Below are 2,500 nucleotides of genomic sequence, written 5' to 3' on the forward strand. Positions count from 1 at the left end.
TTTGGTTGCGGGAGTAGGATTTGAACCTACGACCTTCAGGTTATGAGCCTGACGAGCTACCTGGCTGCTCCATCCCGCGGTGTTTGTTTTTGTGTTTTGTTTAGAGAGTTTTTTGTTTTTGGGGTGATTATTAGGTTTGGCGGTGCCCTACTCTCCCACGCCTTAAGACGCAGTACCATCGGCGCAACAGCGCTTAACTTCCGGGTTCGGGAAGGGACCGGGTGTTTCGCTTGTGCTCTGGCCACCAAACCGAATAATCATCCCATGATTTTCGATCCTGTGGAGGTTATTCGGTCGGCTTTGAGAGACTTGAGTATCAAGTCTCGTAAGCCTCCGGATGGCTTGCCGGTTTATGGCGCGCTCCAGGATCGAGATCATCAACGTGTTGTCCAAGTATTGTGTATGCGTTTTTGGTTTTGGCTGTCTTTTACTGGATCAGATCAAGCCAATCGGGCGATTAGTACCGGTCAACTGAACGCATTGCTGCGCTTACATCTCCGGCCTATTGACGTGGTGGTCTTCCACGGCCCTCAGGGATACCTTGTTTTGAGGGGGGCTTCCCGCTTAGATGCCTTCAGCGGTTATCCTTTCCGATCATAGCTACCCTGCACTACCGTTGGCACGATAACAGGTCCACCAGTGGATCGTTCACCCCGGTCCTCTCGTACTAGGGGCAACTCCTCTCAAGTATCCTACACCCACGGCAGATAGGGACCGAACTGTCTCACGACGTTCTAAACCCAGCTCACGTACCTCTTTAAACGGCGAACAGCCGTACCCTTGGGACCTGCTCCAGCCCCAGGATGAGATGAGCCGACATCGAGGTGCCAAACACTGCCGTCGATATGGACTCTTGGGCAGTATCAGCCTGTTATCCCCGGCGTACCTTTTATCCGTTGAGCGATGGCCCTTCCACTCGGGACCACCGGATCACTATGGCCGACTTTCGTCTCTGCTCGACTTGTCAGTCTCGCAGTCAGGCAGGCTTTTGCCATTGCACTCAACGAGCGATTTCCGACCGCTCTGAGCCCACCTTCGCGCGCCTCCGTTACGCTTTAGGAGGCGACCGCCCCAGTCAAACTACCCGCCACGCAGGGTCCCGGATCCCGTTGAGGGACCGCGGTTAGACATCAAGAGTGCGAAGGGTGGTATCTCAAGGTTGGCTCCACTGATACTTGCGTTTCAGTTTCGATGCCTACCACCTATCCTGCACATCACAATCCTGATGCCAGTGCGAAGCTGTAGTAAAGGTGCACGGGGTCTTTCCGTCTAACCGCGGGAAGCCTGCATCTTGACAGGCAATTCAATTTCGCTGAGTCGATGTTGGAGACAGCGGGGAAGTCGTTACGCCATTCGTGCAGGTCGGAACTTACCCGACAAGGAATTTCGCTACCTTAGGACCGTTATAGTTACGGCCGCCGTTTACCTGGGCTTCAATTCGGAGCTCTCACCCCTCCTTTTAACCTTCAGGCACCGGGCAGGCGTCAGACCCTATACGTCGTCTTGCGACTTCGCAGAGCCCTGTGTTTTTAATAAACAGTCGCCACCCCCTGGTTTGTGCCCCCGGATCCAAGTTGCCTTGAACCCGGGCCTCCTTCTCGCGAACTTACGGAGGTATTTTGCCGAGTTCCTTCAACATCGTTCTCTCAAGCGCCTTGGTATTCTCTACCAGTCCACCTGTGTCGGTTTAGGGTACGGTCTGATGGAGGGCTATTTCCAGGGACTGCTCAGCAGCCTGCTCAATCCGATAAGAGCAAACTACCTTCGCAATCCGTCACATCCTCCTGGCCCAGGAATATTAACCTGGTTCCCATCGCCTACGCCTTTCGGCCTCGGCTTAGGGGCCGGCTTACCCTGCTCAGATTAGCTTTAAGCAGGAACCCTTGGACTTTCGGCGAGAGTGTCTCTCACACTCTTTGTCGCTACTCATGTCATCATTCTCGCTAGTGATCTCTCCACGGGATCGCTCACGCGCCCGCTTCATCGAAAGAACTGTTCCTCCAATACGCCCGAAGGCGTTAAGGAGGAGCTGTTCTATGTCACACTACGCTCTGCTACCATGCACTATGTGCATCCTCGGCTTCGGCTCATGGCTTGAGCCCCGTTACATCTTCGCCGCAGGACGTCTTATTTAGACCAGTGAGCTGTTACGCTATCTTTAAAGGATGGCTGCTTCTAAGCCAACCTCCTGGTTGTTTTGGACATCCCACCTGCTTTCCCACTTAGCCATGAATTAGGGGCCTTAGCCGGAGGTCAGGGTTGTTTCCCTCTCCACTACGGACGTTAGCATCCGCAGTGTGTCTGCCATCTAGTACTCCCGGGTATTCGGAGTTTGGTTAGGATCAGTAAGCCTGTGGGGCCCCATTACCCATCCAGTGCTCTACCCCCCGGGGTATTCGGATGACGCTCTACCTAAATAGATTTCGCAGAGAACCAGCTATCTCCGAGTTTGATTGGCCTTTCACCCCTAGGCACAACTCATCCCGACCTTTTTCAACAG

At 53.9% G+C, this 2,500-nt stretch carries 1 tRNA gene and 2 rRNA genes (1 of these 3 cut by a window edge); all 3 read right to left on the reverse strand.

The features are described from left to right. Nucleotides 1-2: 2 nt before the first annotated feature. Nucleotides 3-79 (reverse strand) — tRNA-Met (locus MHM97_RS22500). 55 nt (nucleotides 80-134) lie between these two features. Next, nucleotides 135-249, reverse strand: a 5S ribosomal RNA gene (gene rrf / locus MHM97_RS22505). Nucleotides 250-436: 187 nt separating this feature from the next. After that, a 23S ribosomal RNA gene (locus tag MHM97_RS22510) occupies nucleotides 437-2,500 on the reverse strand (it continues 767 nt past the right edge of the window).

The sequence above is a fragment of the Epibacterium sp. Ofav1-8 genome (genome assembly GCF_022348185.1).
Taxonomy (GTDB): Bacteria; Pseudomonadota; Alphaproteobacteria; order Rhodobacterales; family Rhodobacteraceae; genus Epibacterium.